Consider the following 16,577-nt stretch of genomic DNA (forward strand, 5'->3'; position numbering starts at 1 on the left):
TCTTATCTTAAATTTGCCATTCAAACCAGAATATTGAACTTGCAACGTCTCCCCGCACTCCTGCTCCTTACACTGCTTGGTTTTGTCCTTAACCCGGGCAGGATATGGGCGCAGGTGATCAATTACAACAATAACATCACCAACAATACGGATCCTAACCAACAGCAACAGAACAACCTCTTTAACCAGGGCAGGGATTCGAGCTTTAAAGCCAATGCCGACTGGAAAGACGAACAGGCGAAGATCCATTTTAATTATCTCAATTCTGCAGTAGCCCGCTACCCCGATAGTTCGCTCAGCTTTTTTCACCGCTACCAGTTTCCGCAATCCTGGTGGGGAAAAGATTTAGGTAATGCAAATACTGCCGTTAGAAATGAGGTATTTACACCAACAGTAACACCAGGTCTGAGCCTGGGCTATAATGCCTATGATGTATATAAACTAACGCTTAATAACCTGGCTTTTTATAATACGACCCGGCCTTATTCGGCGTTTTCGTTTATGATGGGCAGCAAAAACGAACAGAATGTGGAGATCCTGCATACCCAGAACATAAGCCCCAACTGGAACATTGCCGCCCGCTTGCGCTACCGGAGCTCCCAGGGCTTTTACAACCTGCAGCGATCCAATAACATAGGCGGTAGCCTGAGCAGTAATTACCAGAGCACCAACCAGCGCTACTATATGGCAGCAGGTTTTGTATACAACCGCTTTAAACAGGACGAGAACGGCGGATTGAATACCAATAACCTGGATAGCCTGCTGCATAATGTAGGCGACTATAGCGACCGCCAGGTACTCGATGTCAATATGCCCTTCCGCAGGGGCAGTACCACCAATGCCGCTGTATCCAATACCCTGCGCGACTGGACATTTTATGTACAGAACAACTATTCTATAGGCCAGGCCGATACGCTGTACAACAAGGATTCTACCCAGGCTACCTACCGGTTTACTCCGCGCTTCCGGTTCAAACACCAGCTGGAGCTTCATTCGGAACGCCATATGTTCCGCGATATCAACGGCGATAGCCTGCGGTATGCTACCGCCGGTCTTGCCAAGATTTTAAGAGATTCCCTGTTGACAGACTCTATCTATACTGCACAAACCTGGTTTTATGTAGACAATAAGTTTAGCCTGAATGGCTTCCTGGGTAAGAAAAACGAACTGGTATTGATTGAGGCGGGCATCGCCAACCGTATCGACCGCTTTGGCACCGACTACGTTACCGACCGGGAGAGCAGCTCCAATGTCAGTAATTATCTATTTGGGGAAATCAAGAAAGAAGCCTTTGCCGAAGGACAATGGGAATACCGCGCTGCCGCAAAATTTATATTTACCGGCGAGGCGGTGGGCAACTTCGATATCAACGCCGACGTAGGCAAGGACCTGAAAAAATGGGGACAGTTTTCGGCTGGTTTGCGGCAGAGCCTGAGCAACGCCCCCTACAGCTGGACCGTGTTTAAAACCAAGTTCTACGAACGCAATTACGACCTGAACAAAACAAGTGTAACCCAACTCTGGGGAGAGGTGAACATTAAAAGGATAAGACTTCAATTAGGAGTTCGCAATTACTTATTAACGAACTATATATACTACGGATCAGATTTAAAGGTACACCAACAAAGCGAGGCCTTTTCGCTGTTGCAGCTCTATGGCAGGAAGGAGTTCCGGTTCGGCATTTTTGCCCTGGATAATGAAGTAGTCTGGCAACAACCTACGGGCGGAGCGCCGGTACAGGTGCCAGCTGTACTGCTTCGTCACCAGTTTCGTATAGAAACCAACCTGTTCCGTAGTGCACTTAAAGTGGCCACAGGCCTGGAGGTTAGATATCATACATCTTATTTTTCAGATGGTTATACACCTTATTTCAACCAATTCTACTACCAGGATACCGAAAAGATTACCAATGCGCCCGAATGCACGGCCTTTTTCAATTTCAAGATCAAAAACTTCAGGGCTTATGTAATCGGCGGCCAGCTGCAACAGTTTTTTACCCGCAGCATTATCAACGCACCGGGCTATCCCGCACAAAGTGCGTTATTTAGATTTGGCTTTAATTGGATTTTAGTAAATTAATGATAATCATAAATTTGAATTATCATACAAAAAGTGAAATATAGACAATGTCTACACCAGATATACCACAGATAGCAGAAGATTGGGAAGATGATGACAACCTGGATGCAACGGAGGATACAGACAGTCCGCCGGAGCCTGTGGAACGATTGCGCATACAACTGACCGGCAAACAGGAACCCATCCGGATCGATAAGTTCATCATGAACCGGATCGAGGGCGCTACCCGCAACAAGATCCAGCAGGCCATCGACGAGGGCATGGTATTGGTAAACGGCAAAACCGTAAAAGCCAACCATAAAGTACGCCCTTACGAAGAAATCATTGTGTTCGACAAACGCGAACCTGTCGTTACCGATATCATCCCGGAAGAGATGGCTTTGGATATCGTGTACGAAGACGAGGACCTGATGATCATCAATAAACCCGCTGGCATGGTGGTGCATCCGGGTAGCGGCAACCCCAGCGGCACCCTGGTAAACGGTATCGCCTGGTACCTGAATCCTGATTTCGATAAAGAACGCATCTCCGAACTGCCCAGGGTGGGCCTGGTACACCGGATCGATAAAAATACCAGCGGCCTGCTGCTGATCGCCAAATCGGAAAAGGCGATGACCGACCTGGCCAAACAATTTAAGGCGCATACGGTACATCGCCGTTATATAGGACTGGCATGGGGCAATTTCGAAGAGGAATCGGGCACCATCGAGGCCCATATCGGCAGGAACCTGCGCTTTCGCCAGAAAATGGACGCTTTCCCCGATGGCGACCACGGCAAACATGCCATTACCCACTATAAAGTGCTGGAGCGTTTTCATTACGTAACCCTGCTGGAGTTCAGGCTCGAAACCGGCCGTACCCACCAGATCAGGGTACATACCCGCCTGATCGGACACCCCCTGTTTAATGATGAAACCTATGGCGGGGAAAAGATTGTAAAGGGCACCATTCATGCCAAATACAAACAATTCGTCGAGAATTCGTTTAAAATACTACCTCGCCAGGCATTGCATGCCAAAGAGTTAGGATTTATTCATCCCCGGACCCGGGAGCAGATGCTTTTCAGTTCGGAACTGCCTGCCGACTTTGAAGAGGTGATCGAACGCTGGAGAAAATACATCGGCGGTAAGTAAATACTGACTAACCCCAATGGTGTTTTTCGTGGATTGCTAATTTATGTAAATGTTCTTTGGACGGTATCCGAATGCCCGTACATTTGGCCGCTCATCCATTAACCAATCCACACAAAACACAAGTCCATGGAAGATATCCGTTTCAACTGGACCCGCGCGGAGATCAGCGAAATTTACCACAAACCTTTACTCGAACTCATGCTTGAAGCGGCCGATATGCATCGCCGCTACCATACCTTCGGCGAAGTGCAGGTAAGCAGTTTACTATCGATCAAAACCGGCGGTTGCTCCGAAGACTGTGCCTATTGTCCGCAGGCCGCCCGGTACCATACCGGGGTTAAAGTACAGGCCCTGATGAAAGTGAACGAAGTAGTCGAAGCTGCCAAAAGCGCCAAAGCCGGCGGCGCATCCCGTTTCTGTATGGGGGCCGCCTGGCGCGAAGTACGCGATAACCGCGATTTTGACCGCGTGCTCGAAATGGTACAGGAGGTGAACAAGCTCGATATGGAGGTATGCTGTACCCTGGGTATGCTTACCGAAAGCCAGGCCGAAAAGCTGGCCAACGCCGGGCTCTACGCCTATAACCACAATATCGACACTTCAGAAGCCTATTACAACGATATAATCAGCACCCGCACCTTCGACGACCGGCTCGGTACCCTGGCCCATGTACGCAAAGCGGGCATTACCGTGTGTAGCGGTGGTATTATCGGCATGGGCGAAACCGACGACGACCGGATTGCCATGTTACACACTTTAGCTACCCTGCCCCAACATCCTGAATCTGTTCCCATTAACGCACTTGTGCCGGTAGAAGGCACGCCACTGGGCGAATCGCAGCGGGTACCCTTTTACGACCTGGTACGCATGATCGCTACGGTACGTATCGTGATGCCGCGGACTGCTGCACGGCTCTCGGCCGGACGCCTCGAACTCTCGCTTGCCGAACAGGGCATGTGCTTCCTTGCGGGCGCCAATTCCATTTTTGCCGGCGACAAACTGCTCACCACGCCCAATCCCGAATACAACAGCGACATGGATATGTTCCGCATACTGGGATTAAAATCCAAAGCGCCTTTTGCAGATCAACCCGCCAGGAACCGTGCAGGAGCAGAGGCCTGATGCCCTGACGAAATACCTGCAGCACAGGCTGGCGCAACGCGACCGGGAGGGTAACCTGCGCCGTTTACCCCAACCCACTACCGGTATCGACTTCTGGTCTAACGATTACCTGGGCCTGGCCGCAGGCGCTGCAGCTACGGGCGAAGGCACGGCATTGCCCTGCGGTGCCACCGGTTCGCGGCTGCTTTCGGGCAACAGCCAGCAGGCCCTCGATCTCGAATCATTCCTGGCGGCGCACCATAACCAGGAGGCAGCCCTGCTGTTCAATTCGGGTTACGATGCCAACCTGGGTTTGCTCTCCGTATTGCCCAACCGGCATACCGTAGTCCTGTACGATGAATACTGTCATGCCAGCATGCTGGACGGTATCAGGCTGAGCCCGGTCAAACAGGCGTTCCGTTTCCGGCACAACAGCGCCGAAGACCTGGAACAAAAATTACGACGTTATGCACAACCTGGCACGCCGGTACTGATCGCGCTTGAATCCGTATACTCGATGGAGGGTAGTATAGCGCCCCTGGCTGCTATTACCGGGCTTGCTGCCCGTTACGGAGCCGCTGTAGTGGTCGACGAGGCCCATGCCACCGGGATATTCGGTGCGGGCGGTACCGGCCTGGTACAACAGCTGGGCTTGGAACAACAGGTTACGGCCAGGGTACACACCTTTGGCAAAGCGCTGGGCTGTCATGGCGCCGCTATTACCGGCAGCCGCTTACTTATCGATTACCTGGTCAATTTTGCACGCTCGTTTATTTATACCACAGCGCTGCCCGCGCAGGCCATCGATGCTATTGCCCGGGCGTACCGGTATATCGGCGAGCAACCGGCCTTGGTAGTGCAGCTGCACGACCTGGTGTCCTATTTCCGGCAGCAACTGCAGGAGCGTGGCCTCCGGGGCTGGTGTGATAGCATTACGCCCATACAAAGCCTGCTTACCGGGGGCAACGCAGCTACCCGGTCGCTGGCCGGCAGGCTGCGCAGCCAGGGCATATCGGTATCTGCAGTGTTGTCGCCCACGGTACCCCTTGGTCGCGAACGCCTTCGCATATGCCTGCATGCCTTTAACACCCGCGGCGAAATCGATCTTTTACTAAACCTGTTATCTTCATGTCCCAACCCCGATCTATAGCCATAGCCGGCATCCATACCGGTATCGGCAAAACCATCGTGAGCGCCCTGCTTTGCGAAGCCTGGCAAGCCGACTATTGGAAACCCGTACAGGCAGGCAGCCTGGAATACAGCGACAGCCGGCAGGTATACGACCTGCTGAGCGTGCCTGCCAACCGGGTACATGCCGAAGCGGTTCAATTACAAATGGCCGCTTCGCCCCATAAAGCTGCCGCTGCAGAACAACGGCCTTTTGACTTCAGGGACTTTATATTTCCGCAAACCGACAACCTGCTCCTCGCCGAAACGGCGGGCGGCCTGCTTTCGCCCATAGACCAGCAGCATACCATGGCCGATTTTATAGCTCATTTCGACATGCCGATGGTATTGGTTACCCGTAATTACCTGGGCAGTATCAACCATACCCTGCTCTGCCTCGAGGTGATCCGGCAACGGGGACTGAACCTGCTGGCGCTGGTCGTGAACGGCCCACGCGATGCCGCCTCCGAAGACTTTATCCGGAGCCGCAGCGGCGATCTCCCCTTTATCTACAGCCCCGAACTGGATATGCTGAGCGCAGACCAGGCAGCCACAGCAGTGCCCGACCTCCGCCGACAGCTGGCCGCAGCATTACCGGCTTACCGCATTCCTTTAAACACAACAATATGAACAGCATCCGCACACGCGACAGCGCCGTGATATGGCATCCTTATACCCAGATGAAACACTGGCCCGAGGCCATCGGCATTGTGCGCGGCGAAGGCGTATACCTGGTCGACGAAGCAGGCAACCGCTATATCGACGCCATATCGTCGTGGTGGGTAAACCTGCATGGGCATGCCCATCCTTATATCGCAGCGCAACTCAGCCAACAGCTTTACCAGCTCGAACACTGCATCTTTGCCGGCTTTACCCACGAGCCGGCCGTACGGCTGGCAGAACGTTTATTGCCCTTATTGCCAGGCGCAATGGTCCGGATCTTCTACTCCGACAACGGGTCCACAGCTGTGGAAGTGGCGATTAAAATGGCCTGGCAATACCACCAGCAAACAGGCAGTGGCAAAACCAAACTGGTGGCGCTAGAAGGCGCCTACCATGGCGACACCTTCGGCGCGATGTCGGTAAGCGGCCGCAGCCTGTTTACCGATCGCTTTGCACCGCTGTTGTTTGATGCCGCTTTTATTCCCTTTCCCGGCGAGGACAATGAAGCAGCCTGCCTGGCCGCATTCGACGCCCTGCTGGAGGCAGGCGATGTGGCTGCCATTATACTCGAACCCCTGATACAGGGGTCGGCCGGTATGCGTATGTACCCTCCGGCGGTGCTGGAACAGCTGATGCAACGCGCCCGGCAACAAGGCTGCCTGGTGATCGCCGATGAGGTAATGACCGGCTTTGGCCGTACAGGTACCCTCTTTGCCTGCGACCAGGTGCAAGCGGCAGGGCCCGATATCGTATGCCTGTCCAAAGGGCTTACCGGCGGCACACTGCCGCTGGGCGTTACGGCTTGCAGCCAGGATATCTTCGATGCCTTTTTAGGCGACGAGGCCCATCGCACGCTGTACCATGGCCATTCGTTTACCGCCAACCCCATAGCCTGTATGGCCGGCAATGCCAGCCTGGACCTGTTATTAGATCCGGTTTGTCAGGAGAACATACAACAGATCGGCCAGGCGCATGCCCGCGCGCGGTTACGCTGGCAGGACCATAAACGCATAAAATCGGTGCGGCAACACGGTACGATACTGGCCATAGAGCTGGATACCGGATCGGGCACGGGTTACCTCAACGAGCAGCGCGATTTTATATACCGCTTCTTCCTCGAACGCGGCATACTGATGCGCCCCCTCGGCAATATCATTTATATCCTGCCTCCCTATTGTATTACCCTGCCGGAACTCGACCTTATTTACCGGCAGATCGATGCCTTACTCGAAACGATTTAAACCACCACAACATATGTCTACCGCATTCCACCAAACCCTGACCCATATCGTAGCCGACGACGAGCTGCATGCCCGCTGGCTCAATACCCTGTCGCTGATGGAGAATACCGGCGCCCGTAAAATATCCCGTTATGAGCATCCGGTACATACCAATATAACCGTGTTGAAACATGCCGCAGAAGAAGCCCGTCATGCCTACTATCTTAAAAAGCAGATCGGCAAGCTGGGCGAGGGGCTTTGTCCCGACTACAGCTTCGACTCCCTGCTGGCGCCGGTACAAAGCCATCATTACCTGCGACAGCTCGACCTGCAGGCCTGCCGCTACCTGTACGGCAAGGGATACAGTGGCCGCTCCTTGCACGATGGCGCCTATATCCTGGTAACCTATGCCATCGAAGTACGGGCCGACGAGTTGTATGGCGTTTACCAGGAAGTGCTGAACCAGGCCGGTTCGCGCGTCAATGTCAAATCGATTATCCTGGAAGAGGCAGGCCACCTCGAAGAGATGACCCGCATGCTGGAGCAATTCAGCCCGGACTGGGCTGGCATTGCCGCCGACATCTGTACCCTCGAGCACCTGCTTTTCGAAAAATGGATGACCGCCATACGGCAGCTGCCTGCCCTGCAATGCTGAAACAAACATACCGGGTGTAAAGCGGAAGTTGTTTAATTTTGCAGCGCATTTAATAACGCGCAACACTTGAATCTTTCCACCCAGACCACCTTTATCAAAACGCTGAGCCGCGAGCTCGGCTTTGATTATTGCGGCATAGCCCGTGCACAGCGGCTCGACGACGATGCCCGCAAGCTGGAGCAATGGCTGACGAAAGGGTACCAGGGTAAGATGGGGTATATGGAAAACCATTTCGATATGCGTGTGGACCCTACCCTGCTGGTACCCGGCGCTAAATCGGTGGTGACCCTGTTGCTGAATTATTACCCCGAGGAACAGCAGGCCGAAGGGGCGCCCAAGATTGCCAAGTATGCCTATGGCACCGATTACCACCTGGTGATCCGGGAAAAGATGAATGAATTCCTCTACCGTATCCGCGAGAAGATAGGACAGGTAGAAGGCCGGGGCTTTGTAGACAGCGCACCGGTGCTGGAACGTAGCTGGGCCGTACGCAGCGGCCTGGGCTGGGTAGGCAAAAACGGCAACCTGATCCATAAGCAGACCGGCTCCTTCTTTTTTATCGCTACCCTGATCATCGATCTTGAGCTGGAATACGACGATCCCTTTGCCAAAGACTACTGCGGCAGTTGCACCCGCTGCCTGGACGCCTGTCCTACAGGGGCTATTGTAGACCCGACCCTGATCGACGGCAGCCGTTGTATTTCTTACCTGACCATCGAACTGAAAGACGAACTGATCGCCCCGGAGTTCCGGGATAAAATGGAGGGCTGGATGTTTGGTTGCGACATCTGCCAGGATGTATGTCCCTGGAACCGTTTTGCAAGGCCGCACCAGCAGGATGCCTTCGCTCCCATCCCTTTATTGCTCAACCTGGGTACCGCCGAGTGGGAAGCCATGGACGAACAGTTTTTCCGTACCCTGCTTAAAAACTCGCCTATGAAGCGCAGCAAATGGAAAGGCATCCAACGTAATATCAGGTTTCTCGAAAACCCAGGTAAAATATAAACATAATAAATATAGTATATAGATTTATTTTTTCAGTATTATTGTTATGCATAAAAAATAACAATGCTGATGAAAACAATTTATCTATTTGCCTGTCTTTGGGGGATCACCTTATCCGCTCGTGCAGGTACGGGAGACACGATTACCGTACAGGGTCATAACAGTGTTGTGATCAAAACAGATCCCAGTGTAGGGGAAACTTATTATACTGCCTGGTCGACCTTCCCCGCCGACACCACGCATTACCGCAAGGTGCTGGCTTACCTGACATTCGAATGCGCGCCGGGACTGAGCTGCGGCGAATGGGATTATCTCAACCATATCTATATCGGGAAAAAGGGCGGTATAAACGGCGATTCCCTGGGATATGAAATGGGCCGTTTTATTACACCTTATGGTTTTTACTGGAACAGTAACGACAACTGGAAACACGGCTGGTGGCTGGATATAACGGACTGGTCTTACCTGCTGCACGATTCGTTGCAAATTGTTTATAAGCACACAGGGTACGAATCCAACGCCGACCGCGGATGGAAAATAAACCTGAAATATTATGTAATAGAAGGCAGTCCGGTCAGAGATTTCAAAAAGATGGACACACTCTGGCAGGGAATTTTTCAATACGGCAACCCCGCCAACAATATAGAAAGCAAGCTCGATGCACGGAACATTGTGCTGGATGCGGCTACAGCTACGGCCAAACTCTGGATCATGCAAACCGGGCACGGTAACGATAAGCCGGGTGGTTGCGGTGAGTTTTGCGCCAAGAACCGCTTTGTAAAATGGGACAATACGACCATCAACACCCGTAATATATGGAGGGAGTGCGGGTTCAACCCACTGTTTCCACAAGCGGGCACCTGGATATTGGACCGGGCCAACTGGTGTCCGGGGCAGACCGTACAACCCGACTGGATAGAGATCCCGGGGCTATCAGGTAATACAGCACACACGATCGATATTGATATGCAACCCTATACGGGCACCCAGGATTTTGGCAATATGTTTTTCGCCACTTATCTTTTTGAGTATGGGGCACCTAATGCACAAACCGATGTATCACTGGAGACCATTATATCGCCGAATACCGATTACGAATACAACCGGCTCAACCCCATTTGCGGCCGCCCGGTAATCCGTATTAAAAATAACGGCGCGCAGCCGCTTACCGCCCTCGACGTGGAATATGGGCTGGCCGGGCAACCCAAAGCTATATACCATTGGACCGGTAACCTACCTTTTGCACAATACGCAGATATTACCCTGGCCAATGCCGTACAGTATCTTGTAACTACCGATGCAACATTCGAAGTGGAGCTCAAAAATCCAAACGGCGCTACCGACGAATATACCTACGACAATAAAACCAGCAGCATACTGAAACCCACGCCGGTACTGCCGGCTGCATTTGTAGTTGAATTTAAGACCAATAAAGCCAATAAAGAAAACTCCTATAAATTTATAGATGCACAAACCGGCCAGATCGTCCACCAGAAAAGCAATACCAGCTTCCCGGCGAAAAACACTGTATACCGGGACACCGTGATCCTGCAAAAGAACAGCTGCTACATTTTCGAATTTTCGGACGAAGGCACGCCATTGTCGGGTGGTTTCGATATAAACAAGGACGGACTGTATTTCTGGCTTTGGGACCGGCTGGCACAGGACCCGGCCAACCAACCCCATATTTCCATTATCGATAATACTGCCGGAGCACTGCAAATAAAAGAACTGGGCACCAATGCCAACCTCCGTGATTTTACCCAAACGACGACGACAGCCAAAGGCGCCGCCATCAGCGGAGCAGATTTCGGCACAAAAATCATTTACCAGTTTTCGACAAACAGTACCAACCTGTCCCATGAAAACAGAAATGGTGGCCAGGCAGAGATCAAAGTATATCCTGTGCCTTCAGCCAACGGACATTTCACCATCAACTACCATATACCCGACAATAAGGCGGCTATGATGGAAGTACGCGACATCAGCGGGCGGTTGCTGTACGAAGGTATGCTCAGCGGCATCGGCGGGGTACGGGATATAGACCTCAGCCGTTTTTCCAAAGGCATCTACCTGCTCCGGATTGTTACCCAAGGCGAAAGCATCTCCAAAAAACTCGTTATACAATAAGCCTGCCCTACCCTGTAAAGGCCTGCTTGCGAATATATAAGCGTGCCCTACCCGGCATTTTGAAGCCGCCTTACAGCGGCTTCTGCTTATTTAGCGCGGATAGCCGTTGCTTATTTGACAAATATGCATTAGGTTTGACGTCTTAAAATCTTAACATCTAAAATTATTGCATGGGTTTATTTACAAAGAAACCAATGGATGTACTCATCAGTGAGTCCGCCGATTCGGGTAAAGGTTTGAAACGGACACTGGGAGCAGGCGCTCTTGTTGCCCTCGGAATCGGGGCCATTATAGGCGCGGGATTATTTGTAAGCACGGCCACTGCCGCAGCGCAGAGTGCCGGCCCCTCTGTAACCCTGGGCTTTATTATAGCTGCCATTGGTTGTGCCTTTGCCGGTTTGTGTTATGCCGAGCTTTCGTCTTCCATTCCCATTGCCGGTAGCGCCTACACCTATACCTATGCAACTATGGGCGAATTGCTGGCCTGGGTTATCGGCTGGGATCTGATCCTGGAATACGCCGTGGGCGCGGCCACCGTAGGTATTGCCTGGAGCGAGTACCTCAACAATTTCCTGGTTAATGTATTGAACCTGCCCCCTATACCCTATGCCCTCTCCCACTCGCCGTTCGAACATTCGAAAGTGCTGGAAGTGGCTGCCGGTACCGATATCAGCTCCCTGCAAAGCGTATTGTCGGCCGATGCATTCGGCACACTCAGCCAGAAATCCCACCTGGTACTGTCTCCCGAAATTCTTACCAAAATACCTGCCAGCTTCCAGCAGTTTATCCATACCTATAGCGGTATGGTCAATATACCGGCGCTGGTGATCGTGGGCCTGCTGAGCCTGCTGCTGATCAAAGGCACCAAGGAATCGGCCTTCGTAAACGGCCTTATCGTTATTACCAAAGTATCGATCGTGATACTGATTATTATACTGGGCTGGCAGTTTATCAACCCGGTAAACCATACTCCCTATATCCCTGCACCTACGGTGTATGTAGACCACGAAGGGCTTAGTCATAATTTTGGCGGCATTATGGGTATACTCGGCGCTGCCGGTACCGTATTCTTTGCCTTTATCGGTTTCGATGCGGTAAGTACCGCGGCACAGGAAACCAAAGATCCCAAACGCACCATGCCTATCGGCATCCTGGGTTCACTGGCGGTTTGTACCCTGTTGTATATCCTGTTTGCGCATGTGCTTACGGGTATAGCTCCCGTAGAGTTTTTCCGGAGCACGGGTAAAGAAGCCTCCGTATCCATGGCCATTACCAAATACATGGCGGGTTACGATTGGTTGAGCAAACTCGTTACCGTGGCGATCCTTGCCGGTTTCTCATCCGTAATCCTCGTGATGCTGCTGGGTCAGAGCAGGGTTTTCTATGCCATGAGTAAAGATGGCCTGCTGCCCCCTGTACTCAGCAAACTCCATCCTAAATACCAAACGCCTTATAAAGCCAACTACGCCATTTTTGTTATTGTAGGCCTGTTTGCGGCCTTTGTACCCGGCGATATCGTAGGCCATATGACCAGTATCGGTACCCTGTTTGCCTTTATGCTGGTATGCGCCGCGGTAATTATATTGAGAAAGACCAACCCCGAACTGCCCCGCCAGTTCAAGACGCCGCTGGTACCCTTTATCCCGATCCTGGGTATCGTAGTATGCGGCGCCATGATCTATGGCCTGGGCTGGACCAACTGGCTGAGGCTGCTGGCCTGGCTGGCTATCGGCTTCGTATTCTACTTCGGCTACAGCCGCAAACGCAGCAAGCTGAACAACCCGAAATAAGTAATGTTAGTGTGAGATACTGTGAAAGAGCAACCTTTAGAGGTTGCTCTTTCTTTATCGCCACAGGATAAAGGCCGCATAGACCAGCATCATACCGTCAATAAACAACAAATAGAAAATATCGGAGCGGTATTTACGGGAAAGTACCAATACTATTTTCGTAACGATAATAATGGCCAATGCACTCCAAAGACGCTGCAGGATCGGGTAACGGGTATACTGCCATACCGCAAGGCCGAGCAATACCAATAGGAAAAAATCCATCAACCGGAAGCAACGCTGCAGGCCGATGGCATTGGGTAAAGTATAGATACTGTTTTCGCGGTCGGTCTCCATATCCCGGATATCGAAGGCAATACACAGAGGCAGCATGAACGTAAAACGCAGCAGGAACTCTACTTCGTAAGCCTCGAAACTTTTGTTCCAGTACGCCATCGGCATCAGTACCGTTACTGCCGTCCATACCATCGAGAGCAGGAACAGCTTCAGCAAACCCCAATCCTTAAGTCGCCGTTTTTGCGGGAAAGGCAGGATCGGCACGGAATAACCCAGGGATAAAACGCCCAAACCGACGCTGACCAGGATCACTTTGAAAGGGAGATAAAACAGGCAGACCAGGCTGATCAGGCAGCCCAGTACAATAAGTGCAGGATGTACCCAACGATGCCGTAGCGTCCAGTCGGCGCGGTCAGAAACGCCTGCAGGGATGCGTTTGATATAGTAGTGCAGGTTATAAATGCAGAGCGTATTGGCGATCACGAACCAATGCAAAGCCGTACCGAACGCGGGAATATGCCCCAGCAGCAGCTTTTCGGTAGCCATACAAAGCCCTGCAGCACAACAGGCCGCAAAAATGCTGGTGTACAATATCCATTTCAGAAACTTCAAGCGCTGCGGAGAAAAGGTAGTCCGGCAATTTAGTTTAAAAGTACCGGGATTTGTTAAAATTCACCTTCTTTTTCTGTACTTTTGCAAACTTGTGAAACATTATAAGGATAGCAGAAAGTTTAATTTTGTAAGGGATACCATTCTGAATGTGATCGATTTTTTTCACCCGATCTTCTCCCGGTGGATTCCCTTACAGACCTTCCGGTACCTGGCCTGCGGCGGCGGCGTTACGGTGCTGGGGCTTGTTGTTTATTTTATTAGCTATAACTATATCCTGCACGATGAGTTGGTCAGTTTTGCAGGCATCCATATGACCCGTTATATCGCGGCTTATGCGATCTCCTTCCTGGTTAGTTTCCCCATCGGCTTTTTCCTTTCCAAATTCGTCGTTTTCCAGGAGTCCCACCTTAAAGGCAGGATACAATTGTTCCGCTATGCAGCGCTGCAGGGTTTCAACATTATCCTCAATTATTCGTTGCTGCACTTTTTTGCCGGTTTTTGCGGCTTCTGGGCTACGCCTTCACAAACGATCACCACGGCGATCCTTGCGGTGTTCAGCTATTTCTTTCAGCGGCACGTATCTTTCCGCAGCAAGAAACCACCCGTTGCGCTACATGCATCGATGGAGCAGGAAGAAAGTATGGGGTAGTTTTCCGGGTCTTTAATTTTTTTTTAAAATTGTGACGCAGGTACAAGGACAATCCTTACCTTTGCGCCCTTGCCTGCCGGTAATACCGGCCTCGTAGTACAATGGATAGTATAAGAGTTTCCGAAGCTCCAGATTCAAGTTCGATTCTTGACGAGGCCACCAAAAGACAGAGGACAATCCTCTGTCTTTTTTTATACCCTTTACTTTCGCATTACCCGGCCGGGTAATGTTCCCCATCCCAAAAGACTCCTGCAAGGATAACACCAAAGGCATATGTAAGATAGATTAAAGCAGAGGTCCATGTCCGCCATATTGTGCGCAAGGTCCTTTGCAGGATACATCGCGGAGAAGAGCGCTCTTTGCCAATGCTTCCGGTCAGGCAAAAAAAGACACAGGAGCGTATTGGGCCCAACAAAGCGATTCGTTTAATCTACCAGCATTTTATGGTCTCGCTGCTGTGCGGCGAGACCATAAAATTCAAGGGATCACATTCGCCCGCCAGGACCTGGTATTGGGGTATATTTACCTATCCCGGATAGCTTAAAGCGCTCCCTGTCTATTCCCTTAAATAAATAACAGAGGAACACTGCTACAGGCTTGATTTTAATACCCCTCCAGAAATTCCACTTGCGCCCGTGGTAAAAAAATTGCATGATCCCTTGGCTCGCAAGTAATACGTACGGTAGTGTGCTTACCTTTGGGGACTACTCGTAGCAGGACGCTACGAGCAGTGTGCATTGAGTATCCGGAATCATCGATAAAAAACAATGTTATGCAGATAAAAAGTATAGACCACCTGGTATTGACCGTTGCCGATATAGAGCAGACGCTTGCATTTTATACCAGGGTACTGGGATTCAGGGAAGAGACCTTCGGTGACAACCGCAAAGCCCTGTGCTTCGGCAACCAGAAGATAAACCTGCATCTTAAAGGACAGGAGATCGACCCGAAGGCCGCCTACCCTACCTGCGGATCTGCCGATCTCTGTTTTATCGCCGATACCGACGTGGAGACCGTTATGCAGGAATTAAAGGAAAAGAATATCCCGGTTGTAGCGGGCATCGTAGACAGGACCGGCGCAGTCGGCAAAATAAGGTCGGTATACCTGCGCGACCCGGATAACAACCTCATAGAGATCAGTAATTACGTGCGGTAACGACAAGGCAGTAAGACTATGCTACTCTTCTTCCCATATACGCGGCGCAGGCGGCGGCAGCGCAGCCGGTCCATCCTCGCCGTCATCCGACAGCCGGAGTTGTACCCTGCCGGGCAGTACGGTCTGCCCGTAGTTCAATATTATACGGTCGGCAGACCATCCGTTGTCAACCAGGAAACCTGTTATCGTTTTCATCCGTTCCCAGGCCAGTTGCGTTTCCAGCCTGCTGTTTCCCGGATTGCCGCTAATCACTATTTTCCTGCCGGGCGCTGTGTCGGCCGCTAGCCGGAGCGCATGCCTGAGGCCCTTTTGCGCATCCTGTACCAGCTGCGCATTGCCATATATAAATTGCAGCGACAGTCCTCCCGTATCGGCAATACTACCCATACAGGTATTATCCAGCGATAAGTTGCGCACGTCGACAACATGACCGACATACAAACTCCCGATATTGTCTGCCGGCAGCACGCCCGTCTCGTACCATAACGCCAGCTGCTTACACACCTTATTCCGCGCCCTGATCAGTATTACCTGGTCTCCGAGTTCGGAATCGATGCCATTACGCAGACCCGATACCAGTTCGTAATAATACACGGCCTTTACCAGGTCGGCATCGGCATGATTGCGCCGGTACATCGCGGCATATTGATCGCCCAGTTTGGTTGCAGCGTCTATAAACCGCGCCTGCCTGCTGCCGCGCTGGTCCACCGGGAAACCCGCGTCTACTATGGCTTGTAACGCTGCTCTTCCGGACGGCAGGGAATCGGCAACTTCGGGCTGTTCCGTATTGGAAGATGAAAGGCAGGCGGCAGGCATACCGATAGCCTGAACGAAAATACTACAGGATAAAAGAGCAGCGATGACCGCCGCGAATGGTTTGAGCAACATGGAATAAACCGGCGCTTGGTTTAAGCGGCGAAGTTAAGACCTGCCTTTCCATT

At 51.7% G+C, this 16,577-nt stretch carries 14 protein-coding genes and 1 tRNA gene; 13 read left to right on the forward strand and 2 right to left on the reverse strand.

The features are described from left to right. Positions 1 to 39: 39 nt before the first annotated feature. The 10 genes from B0I18_RS15785 (at position 40) to B0I18_RS15830 (ending at position 12,943) form a co-directional block, all read left to right on the forward strand. Positions 40 to 2,079 carry a putative porin gene (locus B0I18_RS15785; RefSeq protein ID WP_181358489.1) on the forward strand — a complete coding sequence of 680 codons (2,040 nt, stop codon included), beginning with the start codon at positions 40 to 42 and terminating at the stop codon, positions 2,077 to 2,079. A gap of 47 nt (positions 2,080 to 2,126) precedes the next feature. Continuing rightward, positions 2,127 to 3,212: an RluA family pseudouridine synthase gene (locus B0I18_RS15790; RefSeq protein ID WP_106523703.1), complete on the forward strand. Its 1,086-nt coding sequence runs from the start codon at positions 2,127 to 2,129 to the stop codon at positions 3,210 to 3,212. A gap of 126 nt (positions 3,213 to 3,338) precedes the next feature. Further along, positions 3,339 to 4,334 (forward strand): biotin synthase BioB, encoded by a 996-nt coding sequence (gene bioB, locus B0I18_RS15795; protein ID WP_106523704.1) that lies wholly within the window; start codon positions 3,339 to 3,341, stop codon positions 4,332 to 4,334. Further along, positions 4,291 to 5,463 (forward strand): aminotransferase class I/II-fold pyridoxal phosphate-dependent enzyme, encoded by a 1,173-nt coding sequence (locus B0I18_RS15800; RefSeq protein WP_245882104.1) that lies wholly within the window; start codon positions 4,291 to 4,293, stop codon positions 5,461 to 5,463. The genes bioB and B0I18_RS15800 overlap by 44 nt, the downstream gene beginning before the upstream one ends. Continuing rightward, positions 5,442 to 6,110, forward strand: a complete 669-nt coding sequence (bioD, locus tag B0I18_RS15805; RefSeq protein WP_106523705.1) for a dethiobiotin synthase — start codon at positions 5,442 to 5,444, stop codon at positions 6,108 to 6,110. The genes B0I18_RS15800 and bioD overlap by 22 nt, the downstream gene beginning before the upstream one ends. Further along, entirely contained in the window at positions 6,107 to 7,384 is a 1,278-nt protein-coding gene (gene bioA / locus B0I18_RS15810; RefSeq protein ID WP_106523706.1) for an adenosylmethionine--8-amino-7-oxononanoate transaminase, read from the forward strand. Before bioD ends, bioA begins: the two co-directional genes overlap by 4 nt. A gap of 13 nt (positions 7,385 to 7,397) precedes the next feature. Next, positions 7,398 to 8,018, forward strand: coding sequence for a hypothetical protein (locus B0I18_RS15815; RefSeq protein ID WP_106523707.1), 621 nt, complete (start codon positions 7,398 to 7,400; stop codon positions 8,016 to 8,018). Positions 8,019 to 8,084: 66 nt separating this feature from the next. Further along, positions 8,085 to 9,023 (forward strand): tRNA epoxyqueuosine(34) reductase QueG, encoded by a 939-nt coding sequence (gene queG / locus B0I18_RS15820; RefSeq protein ID WP_106523708.1) that lies wholly within the window; start codon positions 8,085 to 8,087, stop codon positions 9,021 to 9,023. A gap of 69 nt (positions 9,024 to 9,092) precedes the next feature. Then, on the forward strand, positions 9,093 to 11,153 hold the full coding sequence (locus B0I18_RS15825; RefSeq protein ID WP_181358490.1) for a T9SS type A sorting domain-containing protein: 2,061 nt from the start codon (positions 9,093 to 9,095) through the stop codon (positions 11,151 to 11,153). Between the two features lie 170 nt (positions 11,154 to 11,323). Next, positions 11,324 to 12,943: an amino acid permease gene (locus tag B0I18_RS15830; protein ID WP_106523710.1), complete on the forward strand. Its 1,620-nt coding sequence runs from the start codon at positions 11,324 to 11,326 to the stop codon at positions 12,941 to 12,943. A 54-nt stretch (positions 12,944 to 12,997) separates the two neighbouring features. Here B0I18_RS15830 and B0I18_RS15835 read toward each other — a convergent pair whose 3' ends face one another. Continuing rightward, the gene (locus B0I18_RS15835; RefSeq protein WP_181358491.1) at positions 12,998 to 13,831 is read right to left on the reverse strand and encodes a UbiA family prenyltransferase; all 834 of its coding nucleotides are present in this window, start codon (positions 13,829 to 13,831) and stop codon (positions 12,998 to 13,000) included. Positions 13,832 to 13,922: 91 nt separating this feature from the next. Here B0I18_RS15835 and B0I18_RS15840 point away from each other — a divergent pair, with 91 nt between their 5' ends. The 3 genes from B0I18_RS15840 (at position 13,923) to B0I18_RS15850 (ending at position 15,636) form a co-directional block, all read left to right on the forward strand. Next, entirely contained in the window at positions 13,923 to 14,480 is a 558-nt protein-coding gene (locus tag B0I18_RS15840) for a GtrA family protein (protein WP_181358492.1), read from the forward strand. An 87-nt stretch (positions 14,481 to 14,567) separates the two neighbouring features. Continuing rightward, positions 14,568 to 14,642: transfer RNA gene (locus B0I18_RS15845), tRNA-Arg, on the forward strand. A 610-nt stretch (positions 14,643 to 15,252) separates the two neighbouring features. Beyond that, positions 15,253 to 15,636 carry a VOC family protein gene (locus tag B0I18_RS15850; protein WP_106523713.1) on the forward strand — a complete coding sequence of 128 codons (384 nt, stop codon included), beginning with the start codon at positions 15,253 to 15,255 and terminating at the stop codon, positions 15,634 to 15,636. Positions 15,637 to 15,657: 21 nt separating this feature from the next. On the opposite strand, the gene B0I18_RS15855 is transcribed toward B0I18_RS15850, so the two are convergent. Further along, positions 15,658 to 16,524, reverse strand: coding sequence for a hypothetical protein (locus tag B0I18_RS15855; protein ID WP_106523714.1), 867 nt, complete (start codon positions 16,522 to 16,524; stop codon positions 15,658 to 15,660). Positions 16,525 to 16,577: the final 53 nt, after the last annotated feature.

This window comes from Taibaiella chishuiensis, assembly GCF_003014535.1.
In the GTDB taxonomy this organism is placed as follows: domain Bacteria; phylum Bacteroidota; class Bacteroidia; order Chitinophagales; family Chitinophagaceae; genus Taibaiella; species Taibaiella chishuiensis.

Bases quoted from the DNA above. Each gene is read 5' to 3' on its own strand.
- B0I18_RS15790 (WP_106523703.1), top strand. From the start codon at position 2,127: ATGTCTACACCAGATATACCACAGATAGCAGAAGATTGGGAAGATGAT.
- bioB (WP_106523704.1), top strand. From the start codon at position 3,339: ATGGAAGATATCCGTTTCAACTGGACCCGCGCGGAGATCAGCGAAATT.
- bioD (WP_106523705.1), top strand. From the start codon at position 5,442: ATGTCCCAACCCCGATCTATAGCCATAGCCGGCATCCATACCGGTATC.
- bioA (WP_106523706.1), top strand. From the start codon at position 6,107: ATGAACAGCATCCGCACACGCGACAGCGCCGTGATATGGCATCCTTAT.
- B0I18_RS15815 (WP_106523707.1), top strand. From the start codon at position 7,398: ATGTCTACCGCATTCCACCAAACCCTGACCCATATCGTAGCCGACGAC.
- B0I18_RS15825 (WP_181358490.1), top strand. From the start codon at position 9,093: ATGAAAACAATTTATCTATTTGCCTGTCTTTGGGGGATCACCTTATCC.
- B0I18_RS15830 (WP_106523710.1), top strand. From the start codon at position 11,324: ATGGGTTTATTTACAAAGAAACCAATGGATGTACTCATCAGTGAGTCC.
- B0I18_RS15850 (WP_106523713.1), top strand. From the start codon at position 15,253: ATGCAGATAAAAAGTATAGACCACCTGGTATTGACCGTTGCCGATATA.
- B0I18_RS15855 (WP_106523714.1), bottom strand. From the start codon at position 16,524: ATGTTGCTCAAACCATTCGCGGCGGTCATCGCTGCTCTTTTATCCTGT.